This is a genomic window from uncultured Sunxiuqinia sp., assembly GCF_963974515.1.
In the GTDB taxonomy this organism is placed as follows: Bacteria; Bacteroidota; Bacteroidia; order Bacteroidales; family Prolixibacteraceae; genus Sunxiuqinia.
Window position 1 is genome coordinate 1 of record NZ_CAXBDD010000032.1, and the last position, 18,514, is coordinate 18,514.

Here is an 18,514-nt window from a genome sequence, read left to right on the forward strand (position 1 = left end):
CTAAATTACTAATTATTAATGGTACATGTTTGTGCATTTTCAATTAAAATCATGAGAAGAAGTATTTTATCAGCCATCTTAATGGCAGTTGTCATGTTGGGTGCAATTTCGGCCTCAGCTCAAAAAGTAAATCAATTAACTAAAAAAGAGAAGAAAGAAGGATGGGTCCTGCTATTTAATGGTAACGACTTCGACGGTTGGCGTCAATGTAATGGTGAGACGATGGCTCCAAACTGGACCATTGAAGACGATGCCATGAAGGTGCTTTTAGGCGAGGGAAAACAACCCGGGCATGGAGCCAACGGCGACATTCTTTATGGTGAAAAGAAGTACAAGGATTTCGAGCTTTCAATTGACTGGAAAGCCAGTGACCAGGGAAATTCCGGAATTTTTTATTATGTACGCGAAGTTCCGGGCAAACCCATTTATTTTGCAGCTCCGGAAGTGCAGGTACTGGACAATGAAAACGCCTCGGACAACAAGATCGATACGCATCTTGCCGGATCGTTGTATGATATGGTTGCTGCCGACCCGGCAACGGTCAACCCTGCCGGTTCATGGAATACAGTGGTGATTAAAGTAAAGGACGGAAAAGTAACCCATTCCATGAATGGAACAGAGGTCGTGTCCTACACTTTGTGGACCCCGGAGTGGGATGAGTTGGTGCAGAATAGCAAGTTTAAGACCTTCCCAGGCTTTACTGAAGGGATTGCCCGCGAAGGTTATATTGGTTTGCAGGATCACGGTTATCCGATTTGGTTTCGAAATATTAAGATCAGAGAATTGTAGCAAAACAATCAGGCGTTTGTCTCTTGCATAAGCCAAGGAGAGATAATAAAAAGACACTTTCAGCAGGAACTGGCCTGGCTGAAAGTGTCTTTTGTGTTCATAGTTTTATAACGAAAATTGTCCTGTTTCTGATTTCATGTTCAATAATCTTCCATTTTTCTTATCAAACTGAATAAAAGTTCATTAAAAATAAACATATTTGTAATGAACAGTTTGTGATAGATGAAAGCTTTAATTTTGAATATACTTTTGGTGTTTGTTTTTGTTGTCGCGGCAAAAGGCCAGTCCGCTGCGGATAGTTTGGTGTTAGAGCTTCCGGAGTTGTCAGGTGTTAAGCGCACTGAAGCTCTTATTCATCTCGCCCTTAGTTATTCCAGCACCGATAGTGTTCAAAGTCTTTCTTATGCCAACGAAGCCATTGGTTTGGCCAGCTCTGCGGGCGATTCCTTGCTGCTGGGGCTTGCAATTTTTAATAAAGGCGAATGTTACTATTATTTTGAAGAGTATGATCTGGCTTTGCAGAATTATCGTCTGGCCCATACAATCTTTGAGCAGCACGAAGATTCGGTCAATCTTGGTGATTCGCACAACGCCATTGGGTTGGTGTTTTATTATACCGGCGAATATAATTTGGCGGCCACCCATTTTTATCATTCGTTGGAGTATTTAAAAGAGTCAACGCACGCAGAAAAAGTGGCCAATTTGTATTCAAATTTAGGTCTTGTCTTTTCACGGATCGGTGATGCCCGGCGTGCGATTCAAAACTTCCACAATGCATCCAAAATCAACGCCGAAATCAAGGATTTGAGTGGCCTGGCGGTTAACTACAATGGGTTGGGCATTTCGTTTTACAATCTGGAACAATATGATTCCTCGAAAGTGTATTATCAAAAAGCATTGGACTTGTTTCGACAACTCGAAAATCGACAACGGGAGGCCATTGTGTTAAATAATATCGCCAATATCTATGTCAATACTGGTGATAGTTTACAGCATGCATTAAGTTCGTACGAACAGGCCATTCGTGTATTTGATGAGTTGGGCGATGTCAGAAGTAAGGCCTATACACTTGAAGGGCTGGGGAGTGTGCATCGAGAGTTGGGGAACTACACCCAAGCGATTGCTACATTTCAGGAGAGTCTAAACCTGATTAAGGACAATGCTTACGGCTATTATTTGCAACAGCTTAATTATTACGACCTTGCATTGACATATGAACGAATGGGCCGTATCGATGAGGCCTACAACGCTTTCAGGTTATACAGCACGTTTAAGGATAGTCTTCTGCAGGAGGAACGACTGAATCAAGTGGCTGAACTGGAGCAACAATACCAAGCCCGGCAAAAGGAGGCAGAAATTGAGAGGTTAAACAATTCAAGGCAAATTGATCAATTGAAAATACAGCGGAATGAAGAAGTTCGGTTTTTTGGAATGATCACCATTGTGTTGCTTGTCGTTACAATCTTCCTGATGTCATTGGCTTATCTGAACAAAAGAAAGCACAATGATCTTTTGAGTCGAAAAAATGAGCGGATTGAGGATCAGCGGCTGGAACTTGAAAAATTGAATGCCTCAAAGAACAAGTTTTTTTCCATCATTGCGCATGACTTGAAGAATCCATTTCATACGGTGATGGGGTACGCTCATTTGATAGACAAAGAATATGATCGGTTTTCGGATGAGGAGCGGAAGAAGTATGCCGGTGATATTTACAGATCGGCCAATTTGATTTTCAGGCTCCTTAATAACTTGTTGGATTGGGCACGTTCTCAAACAGGCTCTTTGGCATACTCTCCCCAGAAGATAGGATTTTTGGAGATTTATGAGGGTATTGAAAAGCTGATCAAACCGTTTGCTGAGCAGAAAGACATAAGATTACACAAGGAAATTCCCGAGACTCTTCAGATTTATGCTGATCCAAGAATGCTGGAAACTGTGATGCGTAATTTGATGAATAATGCCATAAAATTTACTCATCCGGGGGGAATGGTGAAAGTCAGGGTGAAAAATGACGGTCACAAGGCGGTAGTTTGTGTCGAAGACAATGGCGTCGGAATTTCTACTTCGGATATGGATGGGTTATTTCAAATTGATTCGAAGCTTAAAAGGAAAGGAACAGCTAATGAGGACGGTTCGGGCCTCGGGCTTTTGGTTTGCAGTGAATTTGTCAGGAAGAATGGTGGTGATATTTGGGTTGAAAGCCAGGTCGGAAAGGGCAGCCAGTTTTACTTCTCCGTTCCGAAAAGTGTGTAGTTTTTGGAGCAAGATATTATTCTGATTTCTATATTAATCACCTGAGAAAATCGGCTGGATCAATCGATCAGCATTGCCTTGGCCAGTTGATCTGATTTCTCTTTGCCGGCGAGTTCTTCCACAAGTTTAAGGGCAAACTTTAAGGCAGTTCCGACACCTCTCCCTGTTACAATATTATCCGACATCGTGGTTGGCGTTTTAAGGATCTCAGCACCATGCAATTCGCTCTCAAAACCGGGGTAGCATACGGCTTTTTTGTCTTTTAAAACTCCCAAGTGGCCTAAAACCAATGGGGCGGCGCAAATGGCTCCCAGCATTTTTTTATCGTTGGCAAACTGAAGAATTTGTTTTTGCAGACCTTGGTGTTTATCCAGGTTTTTTGCTCCAGGCATACCTCCAGGTAAAACCAACGCATCAATTGTTGAATAGTCCAGTTCAGAGAACAACACGTCCGCAATGACTGGAATTTGATGGCCTCCGGTAACTTCAGTGGATTCGGTCATTGATACAGTTGTAACTTCAAGATTCGCCCGCCTTAAAACATCAATGATGGTTATGGCTTCTATCTCTTCAAATCCCGTTGCTAAGTGTACAGCTATTTTTTTCATGTCGGTTACTTTTTTTAATTCTCAAGCACAAGTTCCTTAAAAATAAAAAAAATGATCCGTAATTACGAATCATTTTTTGTACCCGATATGATCACTTGATAAAAACTAACAAATTAGTTAGCATATTCTTTTAAAGCTTTTTCCAATTTTTTTCTGGTAAAGAAAATCCGACTTTTTACTGTCCCCAGGGGAAGATTTAATTTGTCGGCGATTTCCTTGTATTTGTATCCGTCTAAAAACATCTTGAAAGGCACTTTATATTCATTCTCAAGCGCATTGATATTTTTTATAATTTCCTTGGAACTGTAGAATGAATCAGGTGAAGGGTAGATCTTATCTTTCGAAAATTTAAGATGAAAATCATTATTCGCACCATCAAATGTACTCTTTGCCTTCACGTTTCTACGGTAGTTATTAATGAACGTGTTCTTCATGATGGTATAAATCCACGCTTTGAAATTGGTGTTCTGCGTAAATTTGTCACGATAAGTCAGCGCTTTTAAAAACGTCTCTTGTAAAAGATCCTGTGCTTTTTCCTGATCGGCGGTCAGGCTAAGTGCATAGTAAAGCAATTTATCTTGCAATCCTAGCAGTGCGTTGTTAAATTGAACTTGTGTCATGGCAGCGTGTTTTTTTGATTATTGTTTAGAACAAATATAAATAACGATTACGGTTTTAAAAAGGATTATTTAATCTTTTATTATTCGATTTTATTTATTCGTGATAAAAAATATTGATTGTGCTTGATTTTAAGTATATAATATGCCGTTACGAAGCTTACATAATTTTGTTTGACTATTTTCCTATGCCTTCAAACAACTTATTTTTATCTGGATTGCCTCTGAATTAGACTTCTGATTTTGTATTTGAATCTGAATTTTTAAGGAAACGCTTTTTAATCAATCCACTTTTCATCGTTTTTACAGCCATTCGTTGCCTTTCAACTTTTTATCCAACATCTAATTTTTGATTTCTCATGTAATCTAAGTTGTGTTATCAACTACCGTGCGCAATAGCTTTTATTGGGAAATTGCAACCTGTGCTTTTTGATTCAAGAAATTGATTGTTAGCTGTCTAATATTTCTGAAGTGGTTTTATTGAATTTTTTTTTACAAGGAGTTTGCGTGTATTTAAAAGTCCACAGTTGAGGAGCGGATTCTACATGTTTGCCATAAAAGTAGTGGGAGTTGGTTTTTGCTTTAAAAGAATCAATTCAACTTTAACGTCTTAAAAGATATTTTTACATTTGCGGCTTCTGATTACTTACTCGTAATTAAAATCAATGAAAAAATTAAATTTTAACCACAAAAGAGCTGGCATACTTGTTTTCAAGCGATGGGGTGGTCAAAAGTATTCTTTGTTTCAGGCGCTTAAAAAGCAGGTTCGCATTGCCGTTTTGGCTGTGACTTACTTTTTGGTTGCTGGAATTAACGAAGCTGTTGCCCAAACTGAACGTTCAGAAGTAAAGATGGAGTTTGATCTCGAGGAGATTGAAGTCAGTGCCCAGCGAGCGCCTGTGACTTATTCGCAGGTGGCACGGATGATATCCGTGATTGAGAAGGATCAAATTGATGCGGCTCCGGTCAACAGTATTCAAGACCTGCTGGAGTATGCATTGAGTGTTGACATCCGGCAAAGGGGAACGCATGGCGTTCAGGCCGATATTTCCGTCCGCGGAGGTTCCTTTGATCAAACACTCATCCTTTTAAATGGAATTAATCTTTCCGACCCGCAAACCGGCCATCACAACCTCAATCTGCCGGTTAGTCTTAAAAGCATCAAGCGTATCGAGATTTTGGAAGGCCCGGCGGCTCGTGTATACGGTCCCAACGCTTTTTCGGGGGCAATTAATATTGTTACTGAACCTTCTGAAAGCGATCAAGTTGGGATTGATTTAAGCTATGGTGAACACGACCTGTGGGATATCAATCTTTCTGCGAACAAGCAAGTTGGGAAGCTGCAAAACTTCTTGGCTTTCAACCACAAGTCTTCGGATGGCTACATTGATAACACCGATTTTGATGGTTATAACGTGTTTTATCATGGGCTGGTCAATGTGGATGCTGGTCAACTCGATCTGCAAGCTGGGTTTTCGAACAAAGCCTTTGGAGCTAACAGCTTTTACACGCCGGCCTATCCCAACCAGTTTGAAGAAACCAAAACGACTTTTGCTTCGCTGAAGTTTGAGACGGGAGAAAAGCTTCATTTTACACCTGCCCTTTACTGGCGGCGGCATCAGGACCGGTTTGAATTGTTCCGCACCAATCCTGCCTCGTGGTATGGCGGGCACAATTATCATATGACTGATGTGTTAGGAACTTCGATCAATAGTTGGTTTTCTAGCAGTTTTGGGAAAACGGCTTTTGGAGCCGAATTTCGCTCTGAAAATATTTGGAGCAATGTTTTAGGCGAAGATATGGACGAGCCGATTGACGTTCCTGGAGAGGAAGGACAGGAATTTACCAGATCGCATTCGCGGACAACCGTTTCATATTTTGCGGAACACACCTTCTATCTGGGGAGATTGACGGCTTCGGGCGGCGCAATGGCGAACTGGATTTCAGACTTAAATTATGAATGGAACATTTATCCCGGGCTGGATTTAGGTTACCAACTTACCAATGCACTGAAAGCCTACGGTTCATTTAACAAGTCTTTGCGAATGCCCACCTTCACTGACTTGTATTATAATGGGCCAACTAACAAAGGAAATCCGGATTTGAAGCCGGAGAAATCGACTACGATTGAAGGTGGATTAAAGTTGGATAATCGTTTTCTGCATTTACAGGCTGGATATTATCACCGTGTTGGCGAGGATTTGATCGACTGGGTTCGTGAAAGTGAAGAGTTTCTGTGGGAAACCCGAAACCTGACCGAAATTAAAAGTCATGGCTTTGAATTGATTGTGGCATTGAATATTCCGGAACTCTTGGGGCAACCATTTTTTATTCGGAAAATTAATACCAATTATTCGTATAATGATCTGGATAAAAGCCAAAGCGACTATTTGTCTAACTATGCGCTGGATAACCTGAAGCATAAGTTTGTTTTTTCGGTTGATCAAAAAGTCTGGAAAAACTTACAGGCCTCCTGGAATTTTCGCTTTCAGGATCGGAATGGGACTTATGGCGAATTTGAAGACACCCAGTATGTTGGTGAAGCCGATTATGTGTCGTTTTGGTTGACCGATCTGAAGGTCTACTGGAAAACAGACAAGCTGCAGCTGTCCGGCTCCATATCCAATTTGTTTGACCAGCGATATGTTGATCTGGGGAATATTCAGCAACCCGGGCGTTGGATTAGTTTTGGAGTAAACTATCAGATTGAATTAAACTAAGTATCAAATCAGAATAAGTAATCAGAAAATTGAAAGGGCACTCGGGTTGAGTGCCCTTTCCTTTTTAGTTATGCCAAAGTGGCTACCATCACTGCTTTGATCGTGTGCATCCGGTTTTCGGCCTGATCAAAAACAATGGAAGCTTCACTTTCAAACACTTCTTCCTTCACTTCCATCGATTCAATTTTAAATTTATTGTAGATGTCTTTTCCCAGTTTTGTTTCTTGATTATGAAATGCTGGCAAACAATGCATGAATTTGACGTTTGGATTTTCTGTTTGTCGCATCACCGAGTTGTTGACCTGGTAAGGCATAAGCAGCTTGATGCGTTCTTCCCATACGTTTTCAGGCTCGCCCATCGACACCCAAACGTCGGTGTACAGAAAATCGCAATCCTTCACAGCTTCGGCAACATCCTCAGTAATGGTAATCTTTGCACCGGTTTGTTGAGCAACCGATCGGGCTTTTTGCACCAGTTCGTCAGTTGGCTGACAAATTTTAGGAGCGGCTGCTCTGAAATCCATGCCCATTTTGGCAGCCCCAATCATCAACGAATTTCCCATGTTGTTCCGGGCATCTCCTAAATAGCAAAATTTAATTTCATTTAGCGGCTTGTCCGAGTGCTCTTTCATGGTTAAAAAGTCGGCCAGAATTTGAGTTGGATGGAAGTCATTGGTCAATCCGTTCCACACCGGAACGCCGGCGTACTGTCCCAATTCCTCAACGATTTCCTGTCCAAAACCACGGTATTCAACGCCATCGTACATGCGTCCCAAAACCCGGGCCGTGTCTTTCATCGATTCCTTGTACCCAATTTGAGACCCGCTGGGACCAAGATAAGTGACGTGTGCACCTTGGTCGAAGGCAGCCACTTCAAAAGCGCAGCGGGTGCGGGTCGATGTTTTTTCAAAAATCAAGGCGATGTTTTTTCCTTTCAGTAATTGCTCCTCGGATTTGTTGTATTTGGCTGCTTTCAGTTTTTCAGCCAGTTCCAGTAAGTCGGAAATTTCTTCCGAAGTGAAATCCAGTAACTTTAGGAAATTGCGATTTTTCAGATTTGGTATCATTCTGCAAGTTTTTGGTTATCGTAATACATGGTAATTTTCGATCCGTAGCTTTTGTCTTCCAGCTTGGTGGCTTCAGTAATCACGCTTTTTTGGCCGCCATTTTCGATGAAATTCAGGCAAGCCCGTATTTTTGGAGCCATACTTCCTTCGCCGAAAGTCCCAGCATGCAGGTGCCGAAGGGTGTCTGCATAATCCAGAAATTCCAACTTTTCCTGGCTGGGAAGACCAAAGTCTTTATAAATAAACGGGACATCGGTTAAAATAAAGAATTCGTCGGCTTGAATGGATGAAGCAAGCAGGGCCGATGTCATATCCTTATCAATTACAGCGTCAACGGTCCGCACATTTTTTTCTTCATCCAGATAAACCGGAATGCCTCCACCACCTGCGGTAATGACAATATTACCTTCGCGAACCATGTGCCCAATGATCCCTTTGTTGAGAATATCGATGGGGGTGGGGGAAGGAACCACGCGGCGCCAAGCTCTCTGGTGTTTAAGACTGGGCTTGAATTGCCACCCTTTTCGGTCATGGAGCAGATTGGCGTCGGCTTCGTTGTATGTTTTGCCAATTCGTTTTGTCGGATTTTGAAAGGCTTCATCTTTGGGGTCAATTGTTACCATACTAATGACTGACAGGATGTTTTTGTCAATGCCATGTTTATTTAGCACATTGCGCATCATGCGTTCAATCATATAGCCAATTCCGCCTTGCGAGTCGGCTACACAAATGTCTAATGGCATAGGAGAAATATTGTACAAGGTTTCTCCGGCATCGTTGCGCATCAGAATGTTTCCAACCTGGGGGCCGTTCCCATGTGTGATCACCAGGTTGTAACCGTCGTTTATCAGGTGAACCAGGTTTTCGAGAGTTTCTGTTGTGTTGTGCTCTTGTTCTTCAATGGTTCCGGTTTCGGTGTCGCGCAACAGGGCATTGCCTCCAAGCGCAACAACAGCTAGTTTTTGCATCATAGTTGCTTTTTTTAAATCAGCAAGACAAACAAACATAGAAAAATCCGGGATAAAATAGTATGACAGAATGAAGTGTTTTCTCCTGTTCTTTTTATGCTTTCCGTGCATTCCAATGATCACAATGAAATCCGTATTTTTTCTTAATTTAAGCCTTGTTCTGGGCACCATAAGCTGTCCAAATTTCGTTAACTTTGCAGTCGAATTTTGAAAATTACCTATGGCAAAGAAGATCCAACGAAAGCAGGCACAAAAAAGAACCAGCACATTTAAACGAATAAAATCGTTTTTTACGGGAGAGAAATTCAAGTATACCATTGGGTTGCTTTTATTTGTATTTGGGCTTTATTTATTAATCGCGTTCATTTCTTTTTTGTTTTCGGGCCATGCCGACCATAGTAAAATGGATTTATCCTTACGTGAATTTCTCACCAATCCCGATATCAAAGGGCGGAATAGGGCTGGGAAAACGGGCATTTATTTGAGTGAAGCCATCGTTAATCGTGGTTTTGGAGTTTCTTCTTTTCTTTTGGTTTTTATGTTGTTTGTTACTGCGTTTCAGTTTTTTAATCGTCCGTTGTTTCGTTATTGGCGGACAATGCTCTTGGCATTTGCAAGTATGATTTGGCTTTCTCTGTTTATGGGCTTGATTATGGGAAATGTCAATACGAATGCTTTCCTGTATCTTGGAGGGCAGAATGGATATTTTATGGCGGAATGGCTGAGCTCACTGGTTGGCTACATTGGTACCTTTTTCATTTTGGTTGTCGGTTTGTTTCTGATTTGTCTATTTACTTTTGAAAACTTCATCCCTTTACTTAAACGTATGTTTGGACGGAAAGAAACGTTAGTTTCAGAGGAGCCTCTCAGCTATGTTAAAAAGCAGCAGGACGTGGAGCCGGAAGATAGCATTCTGAAAGTGATTGATGAAAATGACAGGCTTGAAACGATTTTTAATCCGGATAGTGAAGATTTGGAGATGGACGAGTCGATTGACCGGAAAAGAATTCAAGCTAATGTAAAGGAACAGCTTTTAGGACAACGTGGAGGTAAGGAGGCTGACGATGATGATTTGGAAATGACGGTGGAAAAAGTGGAGGAGGAGACGGATGAAAATTATGAACATGAGGGGACAGAAGATTATGATCCGACTTTGGATTTGTCGAACTATCAGTTCCCGTCCATCGATTTGCTTGACGACCATACATCGGGCAATGCTGAAGTGAGTAACGATGAGTTGATCTCAAACAAAAACAAGATTGTAGAAACGCTTCGCCACTATAAAATTGAGATTACTAAAATTCGGGCTACGATCGGACCCACAATTACACTATACGAAATAGTGCCTGCTCCGGGAATTCGGATCGCGAAAATCAAGAACCTTGAAGATGACATCGCCTTGAGTTTGGCTGCTTTGGGGATTCGAATTATTGCTCCTATTCCAGGGCGTGGAACCATTGGTATTGAAGTGCCGAATCAGAATCCGGAGATTGTATCAATGCGTTCCATTATCGCTTCGAAAAAATTTCAGGAAAGTACGGCCGATCTTCCGGTGGTGTTGGGTAAAACGATTTCGAATGAAACGTTTCTGATTGATTTGGCCAAGATGCCTCATATTTTGGTTGCCGGAGCAACCGGTCAAGGTAAATCAGTGGGCTTGAATGCCATCATAACCTCCTTGCTTTATAAAATGCATCCCGCACAGTTGAAGTTCGTTTTGATTGATCCGAAGAAGGTGGAAATGAGCTTGTACGCTTCCATTGAAAAACATTTTTTGGCAAAATTGCCCGATGAGGAGGAACCGATTATCACCGATATTCAGAAGGTAAAATATACTTTGAATTCGCTCAATAATGAGATGGATAATCGCTACGATTTATTGAAAAAGGCGCATGCCCGTAACATCAAAGAATATAATAAGAAATTTACCGGGCGCCGGCTGAATCCTGAAAAAGGCCATCGCTACCTGCCCTATATTGTCGTGGTTATTGACGAATTTGCTGATTTGATTATGACGGCCGGCAAGGAAATTGAATTGCCAATAGCCAGGATTGCGCAGCTTGCACGCGCAGTGGGAATACACATGATTATTGCTACGCAGCGTCCTTCGGTCAGTATTATCACAGGTGTTATCAAAGCGAACTTCCCAACCCGAATTGCCTTTAAGGTGGCCTCTATGATCGATTCACGAACGATTTTAGATACGCCCGGAGCTAACCAGCTTATCGGGAAAGGCGATATGTTGATTGCGACGGGAAGTACGATTTCGCGTTTGCAATGCGCCTTTTTGGATACTCCGGAAGTGGAACGCGTTTGTGAACATATCGCGAAGCAGCAAGGTTATCCGACTGCTTTTCTTCTGCCGGAGTATGTCGGTGAAGATGATGGAGGTTCGCCGGGAGCCGTTGATTTGGGTAATCGCGACGAACTTTTTGATGATGCAGCCCGTGTTGTTGTTGTGAATCAAATGGGGTCGACATCCATGATTCAGCGAAAATTCTCGATTGGGTACAACCGTGCGGGCCGAATTATGGATCAGTTAGAGGCGGCCGGCATTGTTGGACCTAGCGAAGGAAGCAAGGCACGACAGGTCTTGCTTCAGGATGAATATAGTTTGGAACAATTATTGAATAGCTTGTGAAAATTTAAATATCGAAATGAAGAGACTAGTAGTTCTAATAACCGTAGTTTTTTGCTGGAGCGTAGGGCTGGCTCAGCAAGACGAAAAAGCCAAAAGTATTTTGGAAAAAGTGACCAGCACTACCCGAGGGTATTCCACCATAAGTGCCACATTTAATTACGTGTTGGAAAATAAGGCCGAAGGAATTCACGAAGCGAATAAGGGGAAAATTTTGATGAAGGGGGATCAGTTTTACCTGGATCTGTCACAGTTGGGTATGGAAATCTTTAATAATGGAAAAACCGTTTGGACGTACATGAAAGATGCCAGTGAAGTAACGGTTGCTGATGCTGATGATGAAATGAATGAAATGATGGATCCTTCGAAATTATTTACCATTTACGAAGAAGGTTTCGATTATCAATTCATTGAAGAAAAAACGGTGGATGGTGTTCCGGTTTACATCATCGATTTAATTCCTGATGACGAGGAAATTGAATACACAAAGATCAGGATTCAGATTGATAAAAATCGCATGCTGATTAGGCAGGCTGAAATGATTGGACGCGAAGGAAACAACTACATTGTTTTGGTTGAAGAGTTGAAAACCAATGTCCCGGTAACTGCGGCTGCTTTTGAGTTCGACCCGACAAAGCATAAAGATGTTGAAGTCATTGACTTACGATAACGAAGGCAGCTTAAAGTTTGCGTTTGTGTTGCTGCACGCACACATGAAAGCCGGTCGTTTTTTTCTCTCGCCAGAAAATGAAAAACCTGATGGTTCGCAAATCCATTTCTGCCTGGCTGCAAATTTCCAAATACCCGATTTTCGAGTGTTCGATCGGATGACTGCTTGTTAAAAGATCGGGCATTCACGATCAACTGGCATCGCATGCCCCTTCAACTTACCTTGCACGAAAAAATCCGGACTCATGACGAGGCCGGATTTTAGAACTGAATTAAGGTTGAAAAACGATTCTTATTTTTTCTCGTTATAGGTCAGGCGATCAACTGTTGATATTTCCATAAAAGTTGATCCGCCGCCAATTCCGAAGCTTCCACCAACATAGACCACCATATCTTCTTTATTGAGCTTGCCGGCTTTCTCGAGTGTTTTTAATGATGAACGGACAATTTTAAACTTGTTCTTTTTTGGCTCAATCAATACCGCACGAACGCCGTACGATAACGCCAGCTTTCGTGCAACGCTCATGTCATAGCAGCTGGCATAAACCGGGGTTTTTCCACGGAATGCCGCCAGGTAGCGAGCAGTCTTTCCGGTTAGTGTATTGGTTACAATGGCTTTGGTTTGCAATTCATCCGACGCTAAAATGGCCGCTTCGGCCAAATAGGCGACAACCTCATTGTTCACCGCCGGCAAGGTAATGTCGTTTCGTTTATCCTTACTTCCTTCAACTTGGTTGGCGATGCGACTCATGTATTCCACGGCTTCAACCGGATATTCACCATAAGCTGTTTCACCGCTCAACATCACAGCATCGGTTCGGGAGTAAATGGCGTTTGCTACGTCGCTGACTTCAGCTCTTGTAGGCCGCGGGTTTTCAATCATGCTGTGCAACATTTGGGTGGCAATAATTACCGGCTTTTTACGCTGAACAGCTTTTTTGATCAGTTGGCGCTGGATTCCTGGAATTTTTTCGGCTGCAATTTCAATTCCAAGATCACCGCGAGCAACCATAATTCCATATGCATAGTCAAGAATTTCATTGATGTTGTTCACACCATCTAAGTTTTCTATTTTAGCGATAATCTCAATTGGACTATTGTATTGGTCTAATTGCTCCTGCACTTTTAGCACATCTTCTTTGTTTCGAACAAAAGAGTGGGCAATAAAATCCAGCCTGTGTTTAGCCGCAAACTCAATAAAAGCCTTGTCTTTTTCTGATATCGAAGGCAGGTTAACACTGAACCCTGGTGTATTGACACTTTTTTTATTTTTGATTTCACCGGGGTTTTCAACCAAACACAAAACGTGATCATCAAATCTCTCCTGCACGGATAGCTCCAGTTCTCCATCATCAATCAAGATAATTCCGTCGTCTGGAATCTCGGCATGGAATTGGTCGTATGAAACAGTTAGTACCTTTCGTCCTTTCTGGCTTGTCCTTACCAGACCTGATACTTCAATCAATTCTCCTTGCTTTACGTCCAAAGGAAGGTCGATATTACTCGTCCTGATTTCCGGTCCCTTGGTGTCAACCAGAATCGCAATCGAGTCTGATACTGACCGGATATTATTGACCATCATTAATGCTGTCTCCTCGGTAATGTGGGCTGTATTCAGCCGGGCCACATTCATCCCTGCTTGATATAAGGCTTTTATGAACTCAGGCTCGCACCTTTTATCGGATATCGTAGCGACAATTTTGGTGTGTTTCATTGCTGTAATTTTAAATTAAGGCCGGCAAAATTAGACTTTTTTCTTTACCACAGGAGAAATCGATCTGTCAACTCTGCGAAATGATTCTAAAGTTAACCTTGGTGAAAGCTTTCAATCCCCAAACGGTAGGAATCAAGTCCAAATCCCATGATACTACCTACACAAACCGGTCCAATGATAGATTTGTGTCTGAAGCTTTCACGAGTCAGAATGTTTGAAATGTGCACCTCAACCACAGGAGTAGTTACGCCGGCAATAGCATCCCGGATGGCCACCGAAGTATGGGTGTAGGCTCCCGCATTGATGATGATACCATCATGATCGAACCCAAATTCATGGATCTTATTGACAATTTCGCCTTCAATGTTTGATTGATAGTAATTTAATTCATGTTGTGGATAATTGTTTTTTAGCGTTTCAAAGTATCCATCAAAAGACAAATCACCATAAATATTCTTTTCTCGTTTCCCTAAAAGATTTAAATTTGGACCATTGATTAACAATATTTTCATTTTTATTGTGGTTTAATTAAAAATTTAGTAACTTTCGCAAGTCGAAGGACGTAGTGATAATTATGTATTCTTGGGGAAGAAACTATTTATCGTTTACGTTTGAAAACAACAGAACCAAAATTACTAAAATTGATTTGAGAACAAATTTAAATGCTTTTAATTATGAAATGGGAAGATAGCAAAAAAGGTTTTGAGAATTTCTTAAGGCTGGAAAAATCTTTATCTCAGAATTCCATTGCGGCTTATGTGAATGACATCAATAAGCTAATGGTTTTTTTGGACGGAAGTTTTAAAAAGCTGGCACCTGAAAAGGTGAAGTTAAATCACTTAAGAAGTTTTGTTGAACACCTGAATGATCGTGGCGTTTCGCCAAGAACTCAGGCACGTACAATTTCTGGGATTAAATCATTCTTTAAGTACCTGCTTATTGAAGGGAAAATTCAAGGTGATCCAACAACACTGCTGGAGTCGCCAAAAATTGGGCGTAAACTTCCGGACGTTTTAACAATGGAAGAAATAGACACGATTATTGATGCCGTTGATCTGGAGAAACCGGAAGGACAGCGTAACAAAGCTATGCTGGAAACCTTATACAGCTGTGGATTGCGTGTGTCTGAGCTGGTAAACCTTAAGGTTACGAATTTATTCTTTGAACAAGGCTTTATCAAAGTCGAAGGAAAATCAGAGAAGGAGCGTTTAGTGCCTGTAAGTGAAAAAGCTGTGGTTGAGATCAATAAGTATCTTGGGGGTTATCGGAAAACGTTGAGGATTAGTCCGGAAAGCGAAAATGTTTTATTTCTGAATCGCAGGGGTAAAAAATTAAGTCGTGTGATGATTTTTACCATCATTAAGAATCTGGCTCAAAAAGTGGGAATGGATAAAAAAATTAGTCCGCACACTTTCCGTCATTCCTTTGCTACTCATCTAATTTCGGGAGGAGCCGACTTGCGTGCTGTTCAGGAAATGCTTGGACATGAGTCAATTTTGACGACAGAAATTTACACGCATTTGGATCGTGACTATTTAAAATCAACGATTAGTCAATTCCATCCAAGATCTTAAGAAATTACCTGGTTCTGTTAATGATTTCTTAACATTTTAAGTTTGTAAATTATTCGACGATAGAATACTGCAAGACAGCGCATTAATAAATGCGCTGTCTTTTTTTTTTGAATTAATTCTGAACTTATTGTGATTTCATTTTCCATAGCCGAGCCCATCGGAAAAAAAAATTATTTTTGTCTTCCGAGATAAAAAAATAGTTTGTTGGAACTATTTATTCTTTGTTGGAACTATTAATTTTTAATTGTTGGATATGAAAAATTTAGATTTGTCGAAGTACGGCATTGTTGATGTTAGTGAAATCGTACATAACCCTTCTTACGAACATTTATTTGAAGAAGAAATGAAGCCTGAGTTGGAAGGTTTCGAGAAAGGTCAGTTAACAGAGTTGGATGCCGTAAACGTTATGACCGGAGTTTTTACTGGTCGTTCGCCAAAGGACAAGTTCATTGTTATGGACGAAACTACGAAAGACACCATGTGGTGGAACTCGGAGCATGCAAAAAACGATAACAAACCGACTACTCCCGAAGTTTGGGCTGAGTTGAAAGGACTTGTCGCAAACCAATTGTCAGGTAAAAGACTGTTTGTTATGGACACATTTTGTGGCGCGAACGAAGATACCCGATTGAAAGTGCGTTTCATTATGGAAGTCGCATGGCAAGCGCATTTCGTGAAAAACATGTTTATTCGTCCTACTGCCGAGGAGCTGGAAAACTATGGCGAACCTGATTTCGTGGTGATGAATGGTTCAAAAACGACCAACCCGAACTGGAAAGAGCAAGGTTTGAATTCTGAAAACTTCACCGTTTTCAACCTGACTGAAAGAATGCAGGTTATTGGTGGTACTTGGTATGGTGGTGAAATGAAAAAAGGAATGTTCGCCATGATGAACTACTACCTGCCATTGCGTGGTATTGCTTCGATGCACTGCTCAGCCAATGTTGGCGAAGATGGTGATACAGCTATCTTCTTTGGACTTTCAGGAACAGGCAAGACAACGCTTTCAACGGATGCAAGCCGCCAGCTGATTGGTGATGATGAGCATGGATGGGATGATGCAGGAATCTTCAATTTCGAAGGTGGATGCTACGCTAAAACCATCAACCTGGACAAAGATTCAGAACCTGAAATTTTCGCGGCCATAAAACGCAATGCCCTGCTTGAAAACGTAACGGTTGACGAAAATGGTAAAATTGATTTTAGCGATGGATCAACAACCGAGAATACGCGTGTCTCGTACCCAATTGATCACATCGAAAACATTGTTAAGCCTGTTTCGAAAGCGGGTCCGGCCAAAAAGGTGATCTTCCTTTCGGCTGATGCATTTGGAACGTTGCCTCCGGTTTCAAAACTGACTCCAGAGCAAACCAAATATCACTTCTTATCAGGATTTACAGCCAAATTGGCTGGCACCGAGCGCGGGATTACGGAGCCAACACCAACCTTCTCAGCCTGTTTTGGGGCTGCATTCTTAACCTTGCACCCAACCAAATACGGTCAGGAATTGGTGAAGCGAATGGAAGCTAACGGAGCGGAAGCTTACTTGGTAAATACCGGATGGAATGGTACAGGAAAACGGATTTCGATCAAAGATACCCGTGGAATTATCAATGCAATTCTGGATGGTTCGATAGAGAAAGCCGAAACGAAGATTATACCAATCTTTAATCTGGAAGTGCCAACTTCATTGCCGGGTGTTGATCCTAAAATTTTGGATCCACGCGACACTTATTCTGACGTTACTGTATGGGAAACAAAGGCAAAAGATTTGGGTGGCCGCTTCATCAAAAACTTCGAAAAATACACCGATAACGAAGAAGGTAAAGCCTTGGTTGCTGCTGGTCCTCAACTGTAATTTTAACTGATTCAATCATAGGAAAGCCTTGCACTTGGTGCAGGGCTTTCTGTTTTTTGTATAAGCATACTCAAGCGTCTTGCTAGTCAAATATTTGATCCAGACAGGATTCGAGTGTGGGGTGTCGATAGGGGAAGTTTTGCATTTGAAGCCGCTTGGGAAGAACCACCGGATTTTTCAGAATTAAGGTTGAAGCTTTGCCAAAAGCCAATTTTAGTGCGATGGCGGGTACCGGGAGCACGGCTGGACGATTCATTTTTTTTGCCAGAATTTGGGTGAAGGTTTTATTGTCGATTTGTTGAGGAGCCACCAGATTGTAAATTCCTAAATAACGTTCGTCGGTAACGGCTTCCACGAAAGCCTGAACCAGATCGTGAACATGAATAAAAGGGAAAGGTTGTTTCCCGTTTCCTATTCTTCCACCCAGGCCCATTTTGAAAATGGGCAAGACCCGCTGAATAAACTGGGAGTCTTTGCCCAGAACAACTCCAATTCGAAAAATAACCTGGCGAATCGTGTCCGGTAGATCAACCAAAGCGTCTTCCCAATCGTCGGTTACCCGGGCAGCAAAGTGATTGGCAAATCTTGAGCTTGTTTCATCGTGAGCCAAACCTTCTCGATAGATGCCAACAGCGGAAGCCGAAACAAATGTTTTTGGCTGCATTTCTTTGGGCAGACTGTTGATTGCCTTGGTGATATTCTTCGTTGTTAAAACACGACTGTTATATATGATCGCTTTATTCTTTGAAGTCCAGCGCTTGATGATCGGCGCTCCGGCAAGGTTGATCACAACGTCCGCGCCGCTTAGTTTGTCCGCCAGTCGTTGCGGATCGCCGTATAAAAGCTTCCGTTCGATGCCAATGATTTTAATGGTCTGTTTCTGAAGGTTTTCAATTATGTTTTGGCCAAGAAAACCACTGGCCCCTGTTATCACTACTTTCATCCGGTACAAATCTTAATATTCATTCTAAAGACAAGTTTGTTAATTGAAAAGTTCTTAACTGTAAGTACTAATTTGGCTCCATCGTTCCGTTTTATT

At 41.7% G+C, this 18,514-nt stretch carries 14 protein-coding genes; 7 read left to right on the forward strand and 7 right to left on the reverse strand.

The genetic code is table 11. The annotated features are described in order from the left end of the window. The first annotated feature begins 51 nt into the window (after positions 1-51). Both AAC033_RS09360 and AAC033_RS09365 read left to right on the forward strand, forming a co-directional pair. Entirely contained in the window at positions 52-789 is a 738-nt protein-coding gene (locus tag AAC033_RS09360; RefSeq protein WP_339737366.1) for a DUF1080 domain-containing protein, read from the forward strand. Positions 790-1,011: 222 nt separating this feature from the next. Next, a complete protein-coding gene (locus tag AAC033_RS09365; RefSeq protein WP_339737368.1) occupies positions 1,012-3,042 on the forward strand; it encodes a tetratricopeptide repeat-containing sensor histidine kinase in 2,031 nt (676 codons plus the stop codon). 59 nt (positions 3,043-3,101) lie between these two features. Here the strand turns inward: AAC033_RS09365 and AAC033_RS09370 are convergent, their stop codons facing one another. Together AAC033_RS09370 and AAC033_RS09375 are read right to left on the reverse strand one after the other, a co-directional pair. Beyond that, a complete protein-coding gene (locus AAC033_RS09370) occupies positions 3,102-3,650 on the reverse strand; it encodes a DJ-1 family glyoxalase III (RefSeq protein WP_339737370.1) in 549 nt (182 codons plus the stop codon). A 113-nt stretch (positions 3,651-3,763) separates the two neighbouring features. Next, positions 3,764-4,270 (reverse strand): sigma-70 family RNA polymerase sigma factor, encoded by a 507-nt coding sequence (locus tag AAC033_RS09375; RefSeq protein ID WP_339737372.1) that lies wholly within the window; start codon positions 4,268-4,270, stop codon positions 3,764-3,766. 662 nt (positions 4,271-4,932) lie between these two features. On the opposite strand from AAC033_RS09375, the gene AAC033_RS09380 reads away from it, so the two are divergent. Beyond that, entirely contained in the window at positions 4,933-6,987 is a 2,055-nt protein-coding gene (locus AAC033_RS09380) for a TonB-dependent receptor (protein WP_339737374.1), read from the forward strand. Between the two features lie 68 nt (positions 6,988-7,055). Here AAC033_RS09380 and argF read toward each other — a convergent pair whose 3' ends face one another. Together argF and AAC033_RS09390 are read right to left on the reverse strand one after the other, a co-directional pair. Further along, the gene (gene argF / locus AAC033_RS09385; RefSeq protein WP_339737376.1) at positions 7,056-8,054 is read right to left on the reverse strand and encodes an ornithine carbamoyltransferase; all 999 of its coding nucleotides are present in this window, start codon (positions 8,052-8,054) and stop codon (positions 7,056-7,058) included. Beyond that, positions 8,051-9,025 carry a carbamate kinase gene (locus AAC033_RS09390; RefSeq protein WP_339737378.1) on the reverse strand — a complete coding sequence of 325 codons (975 nt, stop codon included), beginning with the start codon at positions 9,023-9,025 and terminating at the stop codon, positions 8,051-8,053. The genes argF and AAC033_RS09390 overlap by 4 nt, the downstream gene beginning before the upstream one ends. A gap of 217 nt (positions 9,026-9,242) precedes the next feature. Here AAC033_RS09390 and AAC033_RS09395 point away from each other — a divergent pair, with 217 nt between their 5' ends. Together AAC033_RS09395 and AAC033_RS09400 are read left to right on the forward strand one after the other, a co-directional pair. Continuing rightward, complete coding sequence (locus tag AAC033_RS09395) at positions 9,243-11,663, forward strand: DNA translocase FtsK (protein ID WP_339737380.1); 2,421 nt, start codon at positions 9,243-9,245, stop codon at positions 11,661-11,663. 16 nt (positions 11,664-11,679) lie between these two features. Beyond that, positions 11,680-12,330 (forward strand): outer membrane lipoprotein carrier protein LolA, encoded by a 651-nt coding sequence (locus AAC033_RS09400; RefSeq protein WP_339737382.1) that lies wholly within the window; start codon positions 11,680-11,682, stop codon positions 12,328-12,330. A gap of 291 nt (positions 12,331-12,621) precedes the next feature. Here AAC033_RS09400 and pyk read toward each other — a convergent pair whose 3' ends face one another. Then, a complete protein-coding gene (pyk, locus tag AAC033_RS09405) occupies positions 12,622-14,043 on the reverse strand; it encodes a pyruvate kinase (protein ID WP_339737384.1) in 1,422 nt (473 codons plus the stop codon). A gap of 92 nt (positions 14,044-14,135) precedes the next feature. Then, complete coding sequence (aroQ, locus tag AAC033_RS09410) at positions 14,136-14,555, reverse strand: type II 3-dehydroquinate dehydratase (protein WP_339737386.1); 420 nt, start codon at positions 14,553-14,555, stop codon at positions 14,136-14,138. Between the two features lie 162 nt (positions 14,556-14,717). Between aroQ and xerD the strand changes: the two genes are divergently transcribed. Both xerD and pckA read left to right on the forward strand, forming a co-directional pair. Then, positions 14,718-15,617 (forward strand): site-specific tyrosine recombinase XerD, encoded by a 900-nt coding sequence (xerD, locus tag AAC033_RS09415; protein WP_339737388.1) that lies wholly within the window; start codon positions 14,718-14,720, stop codon positions 15,615-15,617. 253 nt (positions 15,618-15,870) lie between these two features. After that, complete coding sequence (gene pckA / locus AAC033_RS09420; protein ID WP_339737390.1) at positions 15,871-17,475, forward strand: phosphoenolpyruvate carboxykinase (ATP); 1,605 nt, start codon at positions 15,871-15,873, stop codon at positions 17,473-17,475. Between the two features lie 82 nt (positions 17,476-17,557). Here the strand turns inward: pckA and AAC033_RS09425 are convergent, their stop codons facing one another. Beyond that, positions 17,558-18,418: a TIGR01777 family oxidoreductase gene (locus tag AAC033_RS09425; protein ID WP_339737392.1), complete on the reverse strand. Its 861-nt coding sequence runs from the start codon at positions 18,416-18,418 to the stop codon at positions 17,558-17,560. Between the last annotated feature and the right edge of the window lie 96 nt (positions 18,419-18,514).